Source organism: Dyadobacter sp. CY351 (assembly GCF_021502625.1).
Classification (GTDB): domain Bacteria; phylum Bacteroidota; class Bacteroidia; order Cytophagales; family Spirosomataceae; genus Dyadobacter; species Dyadobacter chenhuakuii.
The window spans coordinates 322,404-343,052 of the sequence record NZ_JAKFFU010000006.1 but is presented as its reverse complement, the minus strand read 5'-3'; the positions used below and the strand labels follow the sequence as shown (position 1 = coordinate 343,052).

Genomic DNA, 20,649 nt, shown 5'->3' with positions numbered 1-20,649 from the left:
CTTCAAAAAATAGCACCCTACATCGCCTCAATCTCCAATACCACACTTGTTCTTCTCGCATTCACAACGGGATTAAACCCGGCCGTCATCAGATATTCTCCGGAATAAACCTGATCTTCTTTGATGGCAGATTTGGTCCCAGGATAGAGATTCAATTCTCGTACTTTATAATTCTTTGCTGCATCCAAACCTTCCAGCCGGATCGGCGTATCTGAGCCGTCGCCATTTCTGTTTCCGACCAAATAGGAGAATAGAATGGCTTTGGATTTGTTTTTCGCCGCGTACATCAATGCAGCGTAATCGTTTTTCTTAGGATCGACCAGCCGGAAAAGATCACCCTGGAAAATGACGTCTTTCACGGCATTGTAATTGGTGACTGCCTGCTGGCTGAATTGCAGATCTTTTTCATTTAAATGACTGACCACAATGTCATAACCTAGCCGGCCCATCATCGCCACATCGGTGCGGAATTTCAAAGGTTGTTTTCCCCAATCGGTCACGTGTGCGCTTTGCGCGATCGAGGGGAAGAAATACGAATATTCCCATTGCATAAACACGCGTTCCAAAGGATCGGTGTTGTCGCTGGGCCAGAATTCTGTGAAATATTTCAGCGCTTCATAATCGACACGACCGCCGCCGCCCGAGCAAAGCATCATGGGCACTTTCGGATATTTGGCGCGCAGCTTTTCCAGAACTTTATACAATCCTTTTACATAATCCACATAAAGCTTGCCCTGATTTTGCTTGTTTTTTTCGAGGTAAGCCGAGTAAGGGTTGAATGTGGTTGCGTTGCAGTCCCATTTTATGTAGGCGATATCCGGATTTTCGGTAAACAGTTTATCCAGGATGCCATAGACGAAGTCCTGCACTTCCGGGTTGGACAAATCCAGCGGAAGCTGGTTGCGCATATAATGTTCCGGGCGCTGCGGTTGTTTGATCACCCAGTCGGGATGTTTTTCATACAACTCACTTTTAGGATTGACCATTTCCGGCTCAACCCAGATCCCGAATTTGATCCCCGTTTTCTGTGCTTCCTTCACCAGATAGCCGATCCCGTTTGGCAATTTCTTTACATTTTCCTGCCAATCTCCCAAGCCAGCCCCGTCGCTGTTTCTTGGATATTTATTGGCAAACCAGCCGTCGTCCAACAAAAACAGATCAACGCCCAGCTTCTTGCCATCTTTGAAAAGCTCAGAAAGCTTACTTTCATTAAAATCAAAATAAGTAGCCTCCCAGTTGTTCAAAAGCGTCATTCTGGTGCCTTCGCCGTCAAGGATCCGGTATTTTCTGGCCCAGTTATGCAGGTTGCGGCTGGCTTCTCCTTTTCCGTTTTCTGAGAATGTGTATATAAATGAAGGTGTTTTAAATTCCTGTTTTGAGGCGAGCGGATATTCTGAGGAATATGGATTTATACCCGCGATTAAGCGCAGATTATGATAAGAATCAACCTCAAATTCCATTTTGAAATTGCCTGACCAAGCGAGTGTTCCCAGTAAAACTTTCCCTTCTGTTTCCGTGGCCGGTTTATCAAAAGACAAGGAAAAAGTAGGCGGCTGATAAAGATTGGCGCGTGTTCCAAGTTTGGAATCCAGCACCCCGATCCCAGCTGTCAATTGTTCTTCTTCCGGGTTCATTTCTTTCGCCCAGGTTCCATTGTAATGCGTCAGATAATAGTCTTTTGCGATGAAATAGAGATTGGCGGAAGCGTATTTTTGAAGCGTAACGGGTTTCTTCTCTTCACTTTTAATGACACTCCATTGCTCCACGACATTTTCCTGGAAATAGGTTTTGTAAAAAAGTGTTACTTCCACCGCATACACCGGATCTTTCAACACAATGCTCGTTAGACTTACATTGTCGTTTTCCTTTGCGGTTTTATGGCTAACATAAACAAGATCCAGTGATTTATTTCCATCACCATGCGTCAGTTGCAGCGCTGGTTCTGAGACATTCCAGGTTCCTGCCGGAGTATAAGCGGAGTTGTAAATCCCAGCATTTCCATCCTGTTGGCGGCTCTGTGATGGGATGAGTTTGTATTCTGCGGGCTGACTTAGTTTCTTTCCGAAATAGGTTATTTCAAGATGATTATCCTTGTCTGTTTGCAAGACCAGCACATTCTGTCTGGTTTCAATCGGAATAATGGTTGGCGCATTCTGGGCAAAAGAGCTGGCTGCGGTTACTGCCAGAAAAACGCTGTTGAAAATATGCTTATACACAACTATACTATTTGATATGGATTGATTTTAATCACCGGCGCCGAAACGAATAGCCTTAATTCGGATAGGTGCTCCTGTAAAGACAAAATAAACATCTTTTACACCAGAAGTTGCACCGGCCGCAATGTCAAGTACCATTTTATCACTGTATTCACCTGAAAATTTTCCCAAAAGAACTCCATCTGCGATGCCTGCGTGCGCCTCGATCGTTCCCGAAGGAGGTGTTGGTGCATTCCGCCCGGACGCTCGGATAATTTCGATTTGCTTGATACCCGTTAGATCAGTGCCTTTAAGCCTGAAAGACGCGCCGGAATTTCTGACAAATGCCATTGTACTATCATTGTTGAAACTGATATCTTTAACCTGATCGGCCAATGTTACCGGCACCACTGGATTTCGAAGAACAACAGTCGCTTCCGAGGATTGCGAGGATGCTGTTTTTGTGCCCCTATCGGCATATGCGGCGCGGAATATGAAGCTGCCTTCCGTATCGCCCTTGGGAACAACCGTTGTATAAGTTCCTTTCACGGGCAATGTTTTGGCCGGTTTGGGCGCGTCCGACAAGCTCATAATGTAGCGGACAATTCCTTTTACATCGCTTTCCGCCATGGTCGGGTGCGCGGGCATGAATGCATCTCCCCAAACGCCGGAACCACCATTCAATATCTTCTTGGACAAACCTGCTACGGCGGCGGGATCACCCTTGTATTTGGCAGATATAGCCGTAAAAGATGGCCCCAGCACCTTTTCTTTAATGGCATGACAAGCCTTGCAATCCCCATTGTTGATCAGTGAAATCGCGGTTGCATACTGCGCCGAAGCATCTACACTCATTTGCTTTTGTGCGATCCGGGTTAAGTTAAAACCCTCTGAAAGATAATTGGTGCTAACAGAAACCTGGGAAGGCGCGATCTTCTTGTTTGCAAGACTGCCATCTTCCTTGTCGCTCACACGCACCTCATAATCAATGCTTTTTCCCGGAAAATAGAAGGTGGAATTTCCTTTGGTGATTTTAAATTCAACCACCGGAGGTTCGTTACCTGCTTTAATTTCAACCGATTTGGTATTCTTTTCTCCGGCTTTATCTGTTACTGTCAAGGCGGCCTGATAAGTGCCCGGTGTGGTAAAAGTAATGAAGGGATTCGCCTCTTTCAGCGTCTTGAAAACGGATTTGTTTTTGCTGACAACCCATTCATATTGCAGCGCGTCGTCTTCGTCGAAATCTTTTGTGCCTTCGGACGACAGCGTAACTTGCATGGGAAGCGCGCCCGCCGTTTTGCTTGCTGATGCTTCTACCAAAGGTTTTCTGTTCCCGCTGTTGTATTCGATCCGGATCAGTTCTGCTTCCGGGTTATCTTTGAAATAACCGTTTCCATATTCCAGCACATACAAATCGCCGTCCGGCCCGAATTTCATATCGATCGGCCCCTTTAATTTCAAATCAGGAAGGAAGCGCTCCATGGATTTGTATTCACCGTTTTCATCCATTTCAACCACATTAACCCATCCACGCACCCAGTCGGTGATGAACCATTTTCCTTCATAGTATTCAGGAAAAAGCCTTGACGCATTTTTGAAATCATTTTTTCTAAACACCGGGCCGCCCACAGCGCTGTTACCACCACTTTCCATAAGCGGAAACTCCTGGCTTTGCGCTTTTGAATACCAGATAAAGGCAGGCTGTGCAGCAGGAAGTTCTTTTAAGCCCGTGCTGTTCGGAGAATTATTGACCGGACGGGCGGGATCAAAAGGCGCCCCGGAAACTTTGGTGGCGAAGTCATATTTCACATAAGCTTTGTTATTGGCAACAAAATACGGCCACCCGTAAAACCCAGGTCCTTTGGCGCGGTTGAATTCATCATAGGATTGCGGTCCACGTTTTTCCAGATCATCGCGGGAACCGTCGGGGCCTACTTCTCCCCAGTAGAGCCACCCCGTTTTCGAATCGATCGTGGGACGCCACGGGTTTCTGTTGCCCATTGTGTAAATTTCAGGTTTAGTCTGCGGTGTTCCCGGAGGAAAAAGGTTGCCCTTTGGAATGGTGTATGTCCCATCCGGTTCAGGATGAATGCGCAAGATTTTCCCTCTCAAATCATTGGTGTTCGGAGATGACTTTTGGGAATCGCGGGGTGCTTCTCCCGGTCTTTCATCAAGCGGAGCAAAACCGTCGGAAGCGCGGGAAAATGTATTGTCACCCGTAGTCAGATACAGGTTTTTGTCTTTGTCGAAAAGCATTCCTCCGCCCACGTGGCAGCATTCTTCACGCTGCACCGGCACTTCCAGAACCACCTTTCGCGAGCTTTCCAGCAATTCCTTGCCATGCCATTCATAACGCACGAGCACGTTTTTCGCCTCGTCGCCAGCCAGCGAATAGTAAATGTAAATCCAGTGGTTTTTATCATAATCTGGATCCAGGATCACGCCCTGCATGCCATCTTCCCCTTCGGTAACTTCACCCGCCTTATTTACATATTTTGTACTGACGGCAAACTCAGCCACCGTTTCCATAGTCTGCGACTTTGGATCATACACCTTCAACTTCCCTTTCCGCTCCGCATAAAGTACCCGGCCGTCTTTCAGGATCTGAAACTGCATGGGCTCTTCAAGCCTTTGCGCAAGAACCACTTTGGTGAACCGGTTAGCTTCCGGTTTTTTAGGTGTTTGTGCAAATAAACTTTCGGTTGAAAAAAGCAAGCTTAGCAATGCAGAAAATAGCATTGAAGGTTTCAGCAATGCATATCTATTGCAGAAATTGTCTGATTTTGACATTAGGAAAATGCTTAAATAAATTTCAATTCTATAAGTCTGAACAGCTGACAAGATTACTTGAAGAGCTGATAGGCTTTGCTCAAAAATGGCTTATACATCGGCTCGTGCTTGGGCATATTCAGATAAAACAGCACAATCATATTGTTTTCGGGATCGATAATGTAATCCGTGCCGTACAGTCCGCCCCATGCAAATGCAGTGTTGGAAACTTCCGGAACCGGCTTCTTTTCTGCATTATATAGCTCAAATCCAAGCCCGAACTGAAACCCCTTTCCGCCGGAGTTCACCTCAGGCAGGCGGTTCACTTTGGTCATCAGCTCAATGGTCTCGGGTTTGAGAATGCGCTTGCCATTGTATTCGCCTTTGTTGAGCAACATTTGGCAAAACTTGGCATAGTCGCCGATAGGACCATTCAATCCGATAGCGCCCTCCGCATAAGTTTGTACCGGGCTGATCGTGGTCTCGCTATACTTGTTGGATTCCGGCACGAGTTTGCCATCGATGTCGCTGTAAGCCTTCACGAAGCGGCTCATTTTCGAGGGCTCATAATACCAGTCTGTTTCGGTCATTCCCAGCGGATCCAGAACCGTTGATTTAACGTATTCACGCAGACTTTTGCCCGAAATGAGCTCCACCATATAAGCCAGCATATTGGTACTGATATGATAACTCCATTCGCTTCCCGGATCGAAACCCAGCGGATATTTAGCAAGCGCGATCATTTCATCTTTCAGATACTTCGAAGTGCCAGCTCCACCTGTCCGCTGTCCCGGTCCTGCCGACGGCGCGGCTCCCGAGGTTGCAGCGGCATTTTTCTTCTCCATTTCGGCACGACGTGCCTTTCCTACCAGCCCGGCGCTGATGCCCGACGAGTGCGACATCAGATGCGCAAATGTCATCGGCGTCTTCACCGGCCTTGTCTCAAATGTTCCATCCTCTTTGATGGCTGTCGCGACTTTATCAGAAATCTCCGGGAAATATTTAGAAACCGGATCATCAACAGAAACCAGTCCCTTTTCCACCAGTGTCATAAAAGCTACGGTCGTTACTGCTTTGGTCTGAGAAAACAGGATATAGTAATCGTCCACGGCGGCTGGAACCTTGTTTTCAACGTCTTTATAGCCAAATGCTTTGTTGTAAACTACATTCCCGCCTTTGGCAACAAAACCGACAATGCTGCTCGCCTTTTTCTGATCAATAAAACTTTGCAGCAGCGAGTCAATGCGTTTTGTTTTGTCTTCGCTGGTGCCGGTGGCTTTGAGGTCCGCTTTGTAGTTTAATGTTTGCGGCGCGGGCGATTTTTGCTGGGCTATTGTGCTATTGAATGCAGTTAAAAGCGCAATGCATAGATAGATTTTTTTCATAATAATTTAAAGGGTTAGGAATAGCAAAGCTTACTTCTCGCCAACGAATTTTAGTGAATCTTTCGATTCAATCGGCACGCCCGAATAAGCGATCAAACTAATTTTTCCCTTCGTGGCTGCTTTGGGAATTTTTACAACCAACTGACCAGGTGCTTTACTGACGAACGTGGTCACAGGCTCCGTTAAACCGGTAAACAGTACGCCCATTGTCAAATCCAGATTGGTGCCCGTAATGGTCAGGTTTTTCTCATGTTCGGCAATCGCCGGTGCGAAGCTTTTCAATGCTGGCAATGTGATTACCAGCTCCGTCTCGGATTCAATGGAAAGGGGCTCGGTGCCACCGGTGGAGAAAACGATCGGGCCGGTTTGCGCGCCGAAAGGAACTGTCACGACCATCTCGGTCATGGTTTGACTTACAAATGCTGTTACGGTCGTATCCTGCGCAAATGTTACTCCTCTCACCCAATTCAGGTATTTTCCTGAAATCGTGATCTTATCGCCCGGTTTGGCCTGCGCGGGGATTTTGGTAATCTCCACGGGCACTTCCAGGCTCAGTATGGTTTTGGAAACAATGTCCCCCGCGGTCGTTTTGAGGGTTACAAGCCCTTCCGAAGTTTCGTTGGGAACGGTCAGGACAATGCGCTCGGGTGTTTGTTTAACAAATGCAGACGCCGGAACGCTCGCACCTGTCAGTTCAATGGAAGTCACCTTATCCAGATTTTTACCAATAAAACTGATCGTATCCCCCAGGCTCACGCCCGAAGGACCGAAACTGAGCAATTGTACTTCGCTGCTTGTGGCCACTTCGTCTTCGTTGCAGGCTATCAGCAGCGCCGCAAGCATCAGAAAACCTGCTACGGTCAACAACCGCAGATCATATATTTTTTTCATCCTGAATGTCTTTGAATGTTACTTTTTGAGAATTTTTGGCACTACCCTGAAATTGTCCATGGATATGTCGGCATCCAGGTCTCCCCCGCCATGGAAAAGCAGCCGGGTGTAGTAACCGTTTGGATTCACAGCCATTTTTACGCCCAGACTTTCATAGCTGGCTGCTATTTCGTTAAAAGGAATCGTGACCGTTCTCCACTCGCCCTTCGTATCGTAAGGCGGCGCCCACTGGTAAGCGTCTGTGACAAAGTCTTTTGCTAACCCTACATTGATTTTCAACAGGTTATTATTATAAGGCTTTAAAGTATTAACCTCAAATTTCAGGTTATAGTCTGCTGGTCGCAAGATCGCTTCATCCGGAATGTTTTTGCTGATCGGCCCCATCGCGTCGGGCGGTCCTCCCGCAACTTCCTTCCACTGCCAGCCACTGACCACTTCTTTCACCCGAATGTAATTTCCATTAATCGCCACCGGATCTCCCGCGCCTGGCTTAGTAACCACATAAGCCTGGTTCCACCAGCCTGTAAAGGGATCATTACTCAAAAAGATGTTGCGGTTATCCCTGAACCAGAAATCCGATTTCGTTTCTCCAAAAGCAGTTTTTACCGTCACCTGCCCTGGCAGCGCACCCTGAGGCACGCGCACCTGTATGATCTGATCCGTTACTGAAACCAGCTCCCCCGTTACGCCTCCGGCAAATGTGACTGTAAGCGGCGGGTAAAAATAGTTTCCGTTAATGGTCGCTATGCCGCCTGTTGCCACATATTCACAGTTCATTCCGGTGAGTTCCGGTTCGCTGATCTGCACTTCGAAATCATGTTCGAGCGTCCGGCCATTTGAAAAAATCATCCGCATTTTGTTGCTGATTTCCTTCGGGACCATGGCGGGAACACTCACCAGAATGCTCTTATTGGTAATGTAAGTTGGTGTCAAAACCGCTTTCTGATCATTAAACCATATTTCGGTAACATCCTGCAAATTCTCCCCAACGATTGCGATCAGGTTACTTTGGAAAGCACCGACCAGCAATGAATCCGACGAAGCCGGGTTGGTCACGCGGATGTAAGTAATGGAAGGTTCGCCATGGGTGTCAACGTCATCTTCCTTACAAGAAATCTGAAATGCAGCCATGAGCGCCAGCAGGGCAAACATCAGGGCCGATCTATATCTGTTTTTCATTTAAATGTCGATTTTATAAATCCGAAAATTATTTGCTGTAGTAATCCACAGCGGGTTTTTGCAGATTGGGTGCCTGGCTCAGCTCTGCGGACGGGATTGGCAGCAGGAAATTTCCGCTGTTGGCATTGATCGTGCGCTCGGTTGTCGACCAGGCCGTTTTGGTAAATGTCCACGATGTCGGGTTTGGAAAAACATCCGGCGCCGTGGCAAATAGCCCCCTGTCCTGGCTGTTCAGGATGGCATAGGCTTTCGCGGGATTGTAGTAATGCAGGCTTACCAGGTCATACCAGGCCATTCCTTCCATGGCAAATTCCACCAGACGTTCCTTGAAAATAATGTCGAATGTTAATGGCCCCGCGAAAACCGGCAAGCCAGCGCGCGTATGTATTGCATTGTAATATTTCAGCGCGGTAGGATCATTGGTCGATGCATTGTTTCCCAAAACCGCTTCTGCATACACCAGATACATTTCAGCCAAACGCATCATATATGTATCGTGTCCGTAGTTCTGCGAAGCCGACAAGCCGCCTACATCCTTGGCCTTTCCGGTCACGTATTTTTTAATGGAAACAAAATTATTGTCGCCGCCTGGATTAGGAACGATCAGTTTCTGCTCACCCCCCGGGATCGTCTGCGTAATCTCCGGATACGATGCGCCCGGAAGCATGAATGTCGCTTTCAGCCGCTGATCTACGGTGCGTCCCTGCATACCGGTGGCCGTTTGCTTTATACCTTCATATTGACCCAGCATCCACCAGGTGGCGCTTTTGTCACCGCCCCAGCCGTCGCCATTTGCAATATCGGGACTAAATGCGAGGTAAGCCGGCGTCGAATTTTGTGTGCCATAAGCGCCGGGTGAATAGACCCATTGCAGCGAGAAAAGCGATTCGGAATTGTTATCATAAGGAAACAGGAAGAGGTCGCCATAGTTTTTGAGCAGCGACAAGCCGCTTTGCGTAATCACCCTTTCAGAATAATATTTGGCACTATCCAAAAAAGCCTGGTTTCTGGTTCCTGAGCCTGCGGACTCTACGCCTGCACGCGTCAGGTAAAAACGCGCCAGCATTCCTTCTGCCGACCATCGGGTAATGCGGCCAGGACGAATGGGTGTAGCAGGAAGATCTTCGGCCACCTGACGCATTTCACTTGTGAGAAACTTCCAGACACTTTCAGGTGTGTTTCGTGAAACAGTCGTATCGGAAAGCAGTTCCAGGTTATTTTCAATAATCGGCACAGCGCCCCAGTTCATCACAAGCGACCGGTAAGCTACGGCACGCATAAACCGCGCCTCAGCAATCGCCATTTTCTTGATCGCCGGAGAAACCGCGTCTCCTGCATATTGATTAATGTTACTGATTGCCAGATTGGACTGACCCACTACAATAAAGAACGAGCGCCACGCCGAACCATTCTCAGGCGTGTTTCCAGTGGTGTTAAAAAGCACATTACCACGATCATTATAGGCTGAAAACGCTGTTCCCGCCCTGAAATCGCCCAGATTATAGGATGCTTTATCATTGTAGTCAAACCACACCTTGCTGTAAAGCAATGCCGTCGAGGCCAGAACCTGATCGTCTGTTTGGTAAAAACCTGCATCCACAATGGCGTCGACCGGAGGCCTTTCCAGAAAATCTTCTGAGCAGGAAGTCACCGCTAGCAGCGAACCGAATAAGCTGCCGAGATAAAGGATATTGTTTAAAATTTTCATCTGATTCGTTTTTAAAAGTCCAGGCCGAGGCTAAAAGTGTAAACGGGAGTCAGGGGATAGCGACCATAATCCAGACCGATCGCCTGGTTTCCAGGACTTGCATCCCGCGATACGTAGGCTCCTACCTCAGGATCAAACCCGGTGTATTTGGTAAATGTGAGCACATTCTGCGCGCCAACGGAAAGTCTTGCGCCCCGGATCACTTTCTGTTTTGACATAAAAGCGGCGGGCACATTGTAGCTCAACGATACGTTTTTGAGGCGGATAAATGAGCCGTCTTCCACCCATTTGTCGGTATGCCGGTTGAAGTTTCCGTTTGGACCGTTGGAAATGCGTGCTACGTCTGTTCCGGGATTCGCAAGCACCACGTCACCTGCTTCATTGGTGATCGGCTTGGCATAATCCATGGCGTGTACGAGCAGGTTGCGGCTTAGGTTAATGTTGCTCGCGTTGGTATTAAGCTTGCCCAGGTAATTATAAATGTCATTTCCGTAGGTGCTGGTAAACAACAGACTGAGGTCAAATCCTTTATAGGAGAAAGTGTTGGTGAAACCGGCAAACATTTTCGGCCAAGGGTTACCAATGTTGGTAATGTCGCTCTCATTGATCTTTCCGTCACCATTGATGTCTTTAAATTTCACATCGCCTACCCAGATATTATCGACATTAGTTGGCAATCTGTCTCCGTTGTTGTCAACCGGAACTGCGCTGCCGTCGATCTCGGCGACATTCTGGAATAAACCTTCTTCCATATAACCCCGGAACAACCACGGCGCTTCGCCCACTTCGGAACGTTGCGTCCAATCCTGCATCCACCAGGACGTGCGGTCTACGAATGCACTTTCGGAGTAAAAAGATTTGATCTTGGTTTTGAAACTGGAAATATTCAGGCTGCTTTCCCATTTGAAGCCGCCTTTATTGATGTTGATCGTGTTGATGGTGAAGCCATAACCCTTATTTTGCAGCGCACCAATGTTCACCGTCGGAGAGCTTACCGCACCCGTGCCGTTGGTGCCCATATACCAGGGAAGCGGCTTCTCCATCAGCAGGTTATCGGTGTCTTTGATATAATAATCCACCTCAAACTGGATCCGGTTGTCAAACAATGCTACGTTGATACCGAAGTTGTTGGTTTTGGTTTCTTCCCATTTCAAACCCTGGTTGCTGTATTTGGTGGGCAGGAAACCCGTGGAAGTTGGCGTTGCGCCCGTGCCCATTGGCGAGTAAATGCCTCCCCCGCCCTGATTTCCCGTTACGCCCGTTTCAAAACGCAGTTTCAAATCGCTGATCGCAGGTATATTAAAGAAAGACTCCTGCGAAACGCGCCAGGCTGCGGACACCGATGGGAAAAAGCCCCATTTGTTTTCTTTACCAAAATTCGCGGAACCATCGCGTCTAACGGTCGCCATTACAATGTAGCGATCGGCGTAATTGTAGTTCAATCTGCCGAGGTACGACTCCATGGCCCATTCGCCCGAGCCGCCTGAGTTGCTGGATGTTAATGCATCACCGGCTGCCAGATCGAGAATGTCATTGGTCAAAAATCCCGTCCGGGTTCCGCCCACATTTTTATACGTGGAAGCCTGCGCTTCGTGCGTTACCATCACATTGATACTGTGCTTGCCGAGCTGCTTGTTATATTCCAGAAGCTGGTTCCAGTTGTAATACGTGTTGACACCCGTTCCGTTTGTGAGTGAGGCCGTTACGTTTCTTGCCCAGCCAATGGCATAGGTTGGAATGTAATAGGTTGAGTTTGAAAAGCCCAGGTTTGTATTAAAAGATGAGCGAAAGTTCAGGCCTTTCATGATTTCGATGCCCAGGTTCAATCCGCCCAGAAATTGCCTTCTTACGAGCTTATTGGTGGTCAGGTTGGCAATCGCGATCGGGTTTACGGGTGCAAACTGGTTGGCACCATTGTTCTCATCGCCCCCGCCCCAGGAGCCGTCCAAGTTTCTCACCGGAACCTGTGGCGTCAGCTGCAATGCGCTGGCAATGACGTTTTCCTGGCTGGTGGTGAGGTTATCATTTGTTTGGTTAAAGCTCAGATTCGCTCCTATGGTCGCCCATTTTCTGGGTTTGTTATCCAGGTTCAGCCTGAATCCATATCTGTTGAAACCCGAGCCTAATGCAACACCATCCTGTTTCAGATATTCACCTGACAGATAATAGGTTGTCTTGTCATTCCCCCCGCTTAAGCTTAGCTGGTGTTTGTTCATGGGTGCGCTTTTGAAGAGCTCTTTTTGCCAGTCCGTACCAGGACCGAGCAACGATGGATCGAGAAACTCACCCGGCGTATCGCCTCCTGCAATGGCATGGTATTCACCCACCATCTGCGCGTATTGCTGCATGTTCATTACTTTCAGCGGCGACGGGGGCGTCTGCAAACTATATTGATATCCATAAGAGATTTTGGTATCTCCTGATTTTCCTCTTTTGGTAGTGACGATCAAAACACCGTTCGTAGCTCTTGAACCATAAATTGCCGTCGCCGAAGGACCTTGCAAAACTTCAATAGACTCAATGTCAGCAGGGTTCAAACCAGCAAGTGGATTGGAAGAACTCTGCGATCCGTAGGAAGCCGACTGGCCCGGAATCTGCACGCCATCGACTACATATAATGGCTCGTTACTTCCGCTGATCGAGTTAACGCCCCGGATATTCACCGAAATACCACCGCCCGGTTGCCCTGAGTTTTGCGTCACATACACACCCGCAGACCGACCCTGGATAGCCTGTTCAATGGTTGTGTTAACCGTTTTTTCAATATCCTTGGAAGAAATTGAGGTCTGCGCTGTGGTCAGATCGGCACGTTTCATTTCACCGTAACCGACTACAACCACTTCTTCCAATGCCTTTGTATCCACGGGAAGCGTTACATTAATGGTGCTTTGCGTGCCTACAACTATTTCTTTGGACAAATACCCTACAAATGAGAAGATCAGCACCGAGTTGTTTCCCGGAACCGCCAGCGCGTACTTGCCGTCTGCGCCTGTGGTTGTTCCCTGCGTCGTCCCTTTGATCACAATGCTGACGCCCGGCAGCGGCTCGCCTCTGTCATCTACCACCTTGCCACTCACTTCAATCACCGGCAGCTGATTTCCCGTGCTATTTTTAACATAGAACTCCCGAACGCTCATTGCATATACGTCATCGTTTGTCTGCATTACAGCTAGCACAAAAACACAGGCTGCCAACTTCTTCATTCTTCTGATCTTCACCTGATTAAGCACTGGCACCAGCCGGGTGACAGCCGCGGCACAGGCGCGTCGACTTAGTAAAGCATGTTTCATACTTTTACATGGTTTGGTTTTAAAGATATAATTCGTTTAACGCCACCTCATCCGGCAGCAAATTGAATGCGCTATCGGCTGTAAATCTGCTTCAAATCGCCTTCAAACAGCGTGTATTCATCGTCGTAAAACTTCTTGAAATCCAGTGCGGCCGGATGCCCGGGAAATGGCGCGTAATAATGGGTGGGGCTTTTGGTATCATTACGCCACACAAGCACATAAGCCAGATTCAACTTGTTCTTTTGAAGCACTTTAAGCAGCACATCAGTATACCAAACCGGATTCACGATGGATTCAAGACCGGTCTCGGTAAATGCGGCGAGTTTTTTGTTTTCCAATGCAAAGTCATTGACGATTTTGATTTTTTTAATCGCCTGATCCAGGTTGTATTTCCCATCGCGGCCCATATCTCCGTAGTTGTCCATGCCAACCATATCCACCCATTCATTGCCAGGATAACGCTCGGTGAACTCTGCGACAGTGTTGAATTTATTGTCAGGAGAAAAGGCGTAAATCAGGTTATGAACATCCAGACTATCCCGCAGATAGCCTGCCGTGAATTGCCATAATGACTTGAATTCGTCCGGCGTGCAATGTGACTTGCCCCACCAGAACCAATCACCGTCAAACTCATGATAAGGCCTGAAAATAAGCGGAATAGCCTCTCCGTTCGCACCTTTCAGACTTTTGAACCAGTCAGCCAAACCCTGCAAAATGAGCTTGTAATCCTCATGGTTTTTGCCTCCCGGAACAATGTATTTGACCGCTGGCAATGAAACAGAATCTTTCCAGTAAAAACCGCCGCCCGAAACCGGATTCGAAAAATGCCAGGAGATGGTTGTAATTCCACCACGGGCGTAGGTGTCGGTGACGAGTTTTCTTAAACGCTCTTCACTCTTTTTTATGGATTCCGCAGGTCTGCCTGTCAGCGGCGCAATGTCCACACCGATGACCGCGGGGTGCGCGCCGACGACCGATTTCACGTCCGACCTTCCAGGTTCGTCACGCCAGCCGTGTCCATAATCCGTAGCATCCTGATGTCCAAAAAGTATGTGCTTTTTGGCTAGTTTGTGCATATTCTGGTATAGTGCCGCCGTCTCTCTTGTTGCTTTCGAGTCTATCAGTTTTTGGGCCCGGGTCACAGCATTTGAGGCAAAAAAGAGGACGATTAAAGCGATTGATATTCGAATCATTTTAAAAATTAATGTACATGAAGATCCCACAGGATAAATAGAATTTTATCCAGCAAAAATAGGACGAATCAACATGGACATAGAATAAGGGAAACCCTACTTTTTTAAAACTTAGGGTTTTCCCTTGGAATCAGTTCAACTGTGCTGAGAGCAGCACCAATGCATAGCAACATGCAATCCTGAAAAACATACCCAACAATCTGCAACAGGTAACTTACATTCCCTGGTCTGTAAAATATACCTGCACTTCCCGAAGGATTTATATAAATTGCCTTTTTAACAAAAACCGTCTCTGTATGACACATACTACCTCCAATCCAAAGATCCACGAAGGCCGTAACCTTAAAAGATTTCGAGAAATGCTCGGGATAAAACAAGATTTCCTTGCATTTGAGCTCGGCGAAGAATGGAACCAGCAGAAAATTTCATTGCTCGAACAGAAGGAAAAAATTGATGCTGATATTTTGGAGCAGGTTTCGGCAATTTTGAAAATTCCTGCTGAGGCGATTCGGAATTTTGATGAACAGCAAGCCATCACTGTAATTTCCAGCACTTTCAATGACAACTCTCAACTAAGTACGCTGATCAATAACTACAACAATCCTATTGATGCAGTCTTAAAACTTCATGAAGAAAAGATGGCACTTTATGAGAGAATGTTGAAGGAGAAGGATGAGATGATGGGGCGGTTAGAGCGGTTGATTGGGGGGAGATAATCATCTACACAGCACTATCTAAAATGCTACTATTTTTAGAACCTTGATGCAAAACTGAAAGACTTAATGGTGGAGATATGCACAAATTGAAACTGTAAAACCCGCTAAGCATCTGTATAAGCATTACTACTTATTTGTTGCATTTAAACTTCGCTTCTTTAATTTTACACCGGCCATCCAATCAAATTGATCTCTAATTTTTCTTAGTTTAGTCGAATAATTCACTATACCTTTTTTTTCCAAGTTTAAGGCATCATAAAAGTTTTTCATGGAGTATCCGGAGCCAAGTAGTGGCACGACAATCTGAAAAGCTCTCTTGATAACGTCTGATTGAGTTATTTCATATTTTGTACCAAACTCCTCTTCCATCTTATTAAGAACAAGACCAGTGATTGCTATTGTTCTTATTAATGAGTTAGGATGAGATTTCTCTTCGAAATAAACAGGTAATTGAAAACCATCATCTAACATCTCAAACAAAACGAAAATTGCTGCGATAGATGTCGTAATCATCGCCTTCAATACCTGTCTTGATTTAAGTTTTGATTTAGTTATGAAGTTTCCGGCTATTTGTTCATATAGAAAATTGGCGGCAAATTCATCGCTATCGTATTCACAAGCGTGTTTCATTATATCGAAATCAATTTTTGTGAGAGCTGCATTCATTTCCTCAGTAATTTGCTTCTGAGAACTTTTGTCATACTGTATTATATGTCCTAATTCATGATAATATAGAAAGACAGTCGTAGTAGTAAACATAAAGAAATACAGCTCATCATTGGGGTGTGAATTTTTAAATAAATGAGCTTCTGGCAGTGAATTCAGATACAACTTAAAGTCCTCAAATCTTTCAAAGAGATTTTTTATAAGGTAGTCGTTCACCTCGATCCACAAATCATTATCCCATTTCACAGCCTTAGCGTCGTTTTTCGCTTCCTTGCGAAAAAATAATCCGCATCGCGCAACATCCCATTCTTTCCACCTATCATCCCTTCCCAAATCATTAAGACCAAAAGCAAAAAAACCCTGATAAACATTGGCAAGTCGGTCTTTGCTAAAATAATAGACAGAATCCTTATATAGTTTGTCGGGCAGGGAATTCAGGTGAGCTTCGTAATCAGCCATACATTAGAGTATTATTCATGAAAAACCTACAACTCAAAAATGCCACCGCAAAGATGTATATCGAGCCGTTCTAATTCAAAGTTGAATGAATGCCCAAATAAACATATATTAGGCATTAATTTTATCGTCCAATGGATTTATTTCATAATTCCGTTTTTCCATTAGCAAGAGAGACGCCTCAGGGTAGCTTTATTTTGGGAACATGCTTTTCAATTGAAAAACCCGGTCATTTTGCTACGGCTTTACATGTAACCGGCTTAAGTGATCAAGGTTTAGCTGTTGCGCTGCCTAATAAGTCAAAAATCGCCGGCTATCAAGATTCACTAATAAAAAGTATGGACGCCGCGAGTGTTAAGATTGTAGAGGCAGATCCGGTTCATGATATTTGCATACTGAAGGTTCTAGATAATTCCACTCTATTCCTTAAGTCTCAAAACGTAGGCACGGATAGGGTTTCAGTTGGAGAATCCGTCTTTTTGGTGGGATACCCTCACGCCACAGATAATCGCACAATTTTGACTTATCAAGAAACCATTATCGGGGCAAAAACACTGCTTTATCATTCAAATATTGCTTCAAAACATATTGTGATTAATTTGCAAACTAGTCCCGGTCAATCGGGAAGCCCCGTATTTCGCAAATCGAATACTGATCTAATCGGAATTGTTACCGGCGCACATTTATCGCCGAGTCAGGCAGGCTTCCAATTCGGAAGCGTCAATCCTGCTTATCTTAATCAGACGACCTACGTAGTATCATCCGAATATCTTGCTAAAATGTTGTAACAATGGAAGAATTTCATGAAATAGTTTTTCCGAGTCGAGAAGAACTTATGGCGCAATTACCAGATTATCAGCGAGAAACGCTGATACCAATTCTACTAGAGTCAAAAGATGACCCGATAGAAGCAATTGATAAATGGCTAAATTCAGAACCGGTCACCGTGGCTCAGTTCGGCGGGGCAGGAGAAACACGCAACTTTGCTCATGCCATAAAAGAAGAGTTACGGAAATTCCTGTGCGGTGATAAGGCTTATAAAAAAGAGCGAGATGCTCTTCTAAAACAAGGTTCTTCAGCACAAGCATTGACAGTTGCATCCCTTACTATGGCAATCGCACCGGTAGTTGGAGTGGCGGCTCCCATAGTAGCAACTGTCATAGTATTATTAATCCTAAGCTTTGGGAAAATAACCGTAGGTGCATGGTGTGCTATTAATAAATAGTGACATACTAGACTCATATATACCTTTACTAATTATGTACCTAATACAGGCATCTTATGCGAAAAGCCCTAATTTAAATAACATATGAGCAGTTATTAAACAGATCCTTATTAAATCAAACAATACTAACCCCAATCAACTCCACCCCCAAAACCTCCTCAATCCGCACAATCGTCTCAATCGTAAAATTGCTATTCCCTTTCACCCAGGAATTCACAGTCTGCGGTGTTACCTGCAACTTCTCCGCCAGATCCTTTTGGCTCATTCCAAGTTTTCGCAATTGGGCAAGGATATTAATCGCAATAACCCTCGATTTTTCAAGTGCTTTGGGATTTTCCGCTTTGCGAGCTGCGCGTTCTTTCCACTTGCTGGGTTCGACAGCGGTAACTGTCTCCAATTTTTGTAATATATCTTCTCTCGTTTGCATAGTCATTCAAAATCAATGTATCCCCAATCTTCTACGGTTTCAATATTCAGTTCTTTCAGAAATCTTACGAGCACATCCAGCTTTTTGAGTTCTTCCTGCAAATGCTTGCGCTCATTCATTGTCTTTGTCAATTTGATGGCGCTTCCGGAGATTACAAAAAAGTCGTAGTTGAGTCGGACGGCATAAATTCTGAGCCACGATTTTGCGCCTGTTCCATAGGCTTTGCTCTTTTCGTTTAGATTTTGATTCTCGTAATTTTGTCCAGTGGCTTGAAAATATCTCCCAGTCTCTTTTCAAAATCCTGTCCTTTTGCTACACTCAATAATTGTTTTTCAAATGCATCGGCTTCTGACATTGTAATTGAAACAGCTTGGCTTACTGTGCAATAGCCGTAAAAATCTTTTACAAGATCCTGCTCATGCATGGTAAAAAGTGCATCCAAATACTCCAAATCGTTCCAGCAGTTGAATGTGCGGTCAAATTCGTTTTCTTCATTTCCTTCAAACCGCGCCGCCCAAAGCGTCTCAGGAACAATGCGTGTAAGCTCAACAATCTTCATGGAAACTGCCGCAATTTGCGGCTCGCTAATGTGTGTACAGACTAACTACTAGTTTTCAAAGCTAGCAAAATTTTGCAAATAATAAGATTATAACCTGATTTTTGCCCTACTTCCCAGGATAAAAGTGTCACTATTTCGCGTGATAGTCTTTTACCTTCCGTTGCCGACCTTGATAATCTGTGATTGTAACCTTAATTACGTCTTTATCAATACTGAGCAAACGACCGGATTGCGATAGGCAACGAAATCATCACTGACGTTCCTTTGCCGGCTTCGCTTTGCCACATGACGTGTCCGCCGAGGTAGGCAATGCGGGATTTAATGTTGGCCATGCCGCTTCCGGTGGATAGCAGGTTATCGAAGTCAGCCCCCAGGCCATCGTCATCTACGCTAATGAGGGTTGTTTCTTCATTGACCATCAGCTGGACGGTCACCACCTGGGCGTGTGCGTGTTTCAGCGCGTTATTGAGCAACTCTTGCACAACCCGGTAAATCATCACGGCAGCTTCGTCGCTCAAAGGCGGCATTTCGCCATAATGGTCTAAAATAAGGTTTGTTTGATTAACGAGATTCAGTTTTTGCACCAGATCTTCCAGCGCCGGAACGAGGCCAAATGTGGACAGCGCGTACGGGCGCAGATCGTTTGAGATCAGCCGGGTTTCGGCGCAGGCTTCATCCAGAAACTGGTTCAAGAGATCTTTTACGGTTGAAGGCAATTCTTCCTGATGTGCTTCAATGAACAGTTTAATTCGTGACAATTGAATTCCCAGACCATCATGCAGGTCACGCGCGATGCGGCTCCGTTCGCCTTCCTGACCTTCGATCATGGCCCGAAGCGATTTTAGCTCCAATTGTCGAATTTGTTGCTGGGCGATAACCGTGTGCTGATGATCGATCAATGTTTGCTGACGTCTCAGATACACCAGCGTGAACACACCTATAACGCTGATGATCAGACCAATGAACAGCGCAGAGTTTAAAACATGCTGATTGCGGCTTTGTTCTTCGACCAGTTGCTTTTCGACCGCCAGCGTCTTGATCTGACTATCCAGTTCCTGCAAACGAATGCTTTTTGTTTGCTCGGATGCGTAAAATTGAACCGTATAATCGAGCGTTTTTTGTGACCAGTCATATGCCTTATTATAGTCGCCCATGCGCGAATAACTGTCTGCCGTGTGCCGTGACAATTCCCGCATCATGCCCAGACTATTTTCCGCCTTCGATAAGTTATAGCTCTTCTGATATTCTTCAATAGCAGCCATACTATTGTTCCTAAACTGCTCAACCAGGCCCAGGTAAAAGTGATTCAATGCAATTAACCAGTTAACTTTTAATTGATTTGAAATAATCAGACTTCGGCTGGCAAAATAGTATGCAGAATCAGGCTGCTTGTCCCTGGAATACGTATTGGCCAGCAAACTAAGCGCATAAGCCTGAGAATAAGGTCGTTTGTACTTTACACTAAGTCGTTCCGTTTCGCGCAGGTGTGTTTTCAAACCGGGCGGCGTGGGTTCTATATGTTGGGCGATATTATCCAAACCCAATCTGGCTTCGATGACTTTGGGCATGTTGTGGGTTCGCTCGAAATACTGCTGGGCTTTTTTCAGGTATTTTTCGGCATAAGCATGCATGAAATAGTCCTGCGAATAGTAATCTCCGATCACCAGATATTGATTGAAATACCCCAGCGAATCGCCCATCAGACTGTAATATTTCAAGCTGCTTAAATAAGAATCCATCGTGTACTTGTTGTATCCGTACTGCCGGTGGTAAATCTTGCCCAAAGAATCATAAGCCTTGGCAGCCTTACTATAATGCTTATCCTGAACCAACAGATTGATCTGTTTTTTCAAGCTATCAACGGACGTTGTGTCCGCTACTGCCTTCACAGAATGAAACCCGCCACTTAGGATAACTAAGAACAGGAAAATGATCCGCCAACCAGACCGGGAAGAACAAAATCTCATGAGCATCGCTTGTTTTGCCAAAA

At 46.0% G+C, this 20,649-nt stretch carries 15 protein-coding genes; 3 read left to right on the top strand and 12 right to left on the bottom strand.

Features of this window, described 5'->3' with window-relative positions; genetic code table 11:
- Positions 1–17: 17 nt before the first annotated feature.
- From L0660_RS13875 to L0660_RS13840, 8 genes are all read right to left on the bottom strand, one after another.
- Complete coding sequence (locus tag L0660_RS13875) at positions 18–2,216, bottom strand: alpha-galactosidase (protein ID WP_235160004.1); 2,199 nt, start codon at positions 2,214–2,216, stop codon at positions 18–20.
- 27 nt (positions 2,217–2,243) lie between these two features.
- A complete protein-coding gene (locus tag L0660_RS13870; RefSeq protein ID WP_235160003.1) occupies positions 2,244–4,985 on the bottom strand; it encodes a PQQ-dependent sugar dehydrogenase in 2,742 nt (913 codons plus the stop codon).
- Between the two features lie 53 nt (positions 4,986–5,038).
- A complete protein-coding gene (locus L0660_RS13865) occupies positions 5,039–6,349 on the bottom strand; it encodes a serine hydrolase (RefSeq protein ID WP_235160002.1) in 1,311 nt (436 codons plus the stop codon).
- Between the two features lie 30 nt (positions 6,350–6,379).
- Entirely contained in the window at positions 6,380–7,240 is an 861-nt protein-coding gene (locus L0660_RS13860; protein ID WP_235160001.1) for a hypothetical protein, read from the bottom strand.
- Between the two features lie 18 nt (positions 7,241–7,258).
- Positions 7,259–8,419 carry a glycan-binding surface protein gene (locus L0660_RS13855; protein ID WP_235160000.1) on the bottom strand — a complete coding sequence of 387 codons (1,161 nt, stop codon included), beginning with the start codon at positions 8,417–8,419 and terminating at the stop codon, positions 7,259–7,261.
- A 28-nt stretch (positions 8,420–8,447) separates the two neighbouring features.
- On the bottom strand, positions 8,448–10,127 hold the full coding sequence (locus tag L0660_RS13850; RefSeq protein ID WP_235159999.1) for a RagB/SusD family nutrient uptake outer membrane protein: 1,680 nt from the start codon (positions 10,125–10,127) through the stop codon (positions 8,448–8,450).
- An 11-nt stretch (positions 10,128–10,138) separates the two neighbouring features.
- Entirely contained in the window at positions 10,139–13,417 is a 3,279-nt protein-coding gene (locus L0660_RS13845; protein ID WP_235159998.1) for a TonB-dependent receptor, read from the bottom strand.
- Between the two features lie 71 nt (positions 13,418–13,488).
- On the bottom strand, positions 13,489–14,610 hold the full coding sequence (locus L0660_RS13840) for a glycoside hydrolase family 26 protein (RefSeq protein WP_235159997.1): 1,122 nt from the start codon (positions 14,608–14,610) through the stop codon (positions 13,489–13,491).
- 296 nt (positions 14,611–14,906) lie between these two features.
- Between L0660_RS13840 and L0660_RS13835 the strand changes: the two genes are divergently transcribed.
- Positions 14,907–15,326, top strand: a complete 420-nt coding sequence (locus tag L0660_RS13835) for a helix-turn-helix transcriptional regulator (RefSeq protein ID WP_235159996.1) — start codon at positions 14,907–14,909, stop codon at positions 15,324–15,326.
- A 126-nt stretch (positions 15,327–15,452) separates the two neighbouring features.
- On the opposite strand, the gene L0660_RS13830 is transcribed toward L0660_RS13835, so the two are convergent.
- Positions 15,453–16,451, bottom strand: coding sequence for a hypothetical protein (locus tag L0660_RS13830; protein ID WP_235159995.1), 999 nt, complete (start codon positions 16,449–16,451; stop codon positions 15,453–15,455).
- A gap of 131 nt (positions 16,452–16,582) precedes the next feature.
- Here L0660_RS13830 and L0660_RS13825 point away from each other — a divergent pair, with 131 nt between their 5' ends.
- Entirely contained in the window at positions 16,583–17,236 is a 654-nt protein-coding gene (locus L0660_RS13825) for a serine protease (protein WP_235159994.1), read from the top strand.
- A 2-nt stretch (positions 17,237–17,238) separates the two neighbouring features.
- Complete coding sequence (locus tag L0660_RS13820; protein ID WP_235159993.1) at positions 17,239–17,673, top strand: hypothetical protein; 435 nt, start codon at positions 17,239–17,241, stop codon at positions 17,671–17,673.
- 115 nt (positions 17,674–17,788) lie between these two features.
- Here the strand turns inward: L0660_RS13820 and L0660_RS13815 are convergent, their stop codons facing one another.
- The 3 genes from L0660_RS13815 to L0660_RS13805 form a co-directional block, all read right to left on the bottom strand.
- Positions 17,789–18,100 carry a helix-turn-helix transcriptional regulator gene (locus L0660_RS13815; RefSeq protein WP_235159992.1) on the bottom strand — a complete coding sequence of 104 codons (312 nt, stop codon included), beginning with the start codon at positions 18,098–18,100 and terminating at the stop codon, positions 17,789–17,791.
- 235 nt (positions 18,101–18,335) lie between these two features.
- The gene (locus L0660_RS13810) at positions 18,336–18,659 is read right to left on the bottom strand and encodes a hypothetical protein (protein WP_235159991.1); all 324 of its coding nucleotides are present in this window, start codon (positions 18,657–18,659) and stop codon (positions 18,336–18,338) included.
- 206 nt (positions 18,660–18,865) lie between these two features.
- Complete coding sequence (locus tag L0660_RS13805; RefSeq protein ID WP_235159990.1) at positions 18,866–20,626, bottom strand: sensor histidine kinase; 1,761 nt, start codon at positions 20,624–20,626, stop codon at positions 18,866–18,868.
- Positions 20,627–20,649 lie beyond the last annotated feature (23 nt).